Raw genomic sequence first — 378 nt, 5'->3', positions numbered from 1 at the left:
GCCGATGGCGCGGCTGCCGACGATCTCGATCACCTGCCCACCCTTCACCGCCGAGCTCTGCAAACGCCGCAGCAGCCAGGCCAGGAAGAAAATCAGGCCAACCACCAGCAGCAGGCCGAAGACCATCTGCGCCAGTTGCCCGCCCAGGCTGCCAGGCGCCGCTGCCGGCGTGGCCGTGGGGGTGGCCGCTGCCAGGCAGGCGTGGCTGCCCAACAACGCCGCAAGTGCCGCGATGGTGCGTATCGTGGCCTTCACTCAGCGCAGCTTCTTGATGCGTTCGCTGGGGCTGATCACGTCGGTCAGGCGAATGCCGAACTTCTCGTTGACCACCACCACTTCGCCATGGGCGATCAACGTACCGTTGACCAGCACGTCCAG

General features: G+C 66.4%; 1 protein-coding gene and 1 pseudogene. Both read right to left on the bottom strand.

Annotation, left to right across the window (positions count from 1 at the left end; genetic code table 11):
* A pseudogene (locus GYA94_RS27015) lies at window positions 1–255 on the bottom strand (flagellar biosynthetic protein FliO); the annotation flags it as partial.
* Window positions 256–378, bottom strand: a 123-nt coding sequence (locus GYA94_RS27010) for a FliM/FliN family flagellar motor switch protein (RefSeq protein ID WP_174824226.1), incomplete at its 5' end; no start/stop codon positions are given. It lies immediately after the preceding pseudogene.

It is taken from the genome of Pseudomonas juntendi, from assembly GCF_009932375.1.
Classification (GTDB): Bacteria; Pseudomonadota; Gammaproteobacteria; order Pseudomonadales; family Pseudomonadaceae; genus Aquipseudomonas; species Aquipseudomonas juntendi.
This window is presented reverse-complemented; position numbering and strand designations above follow the sequence as displayed.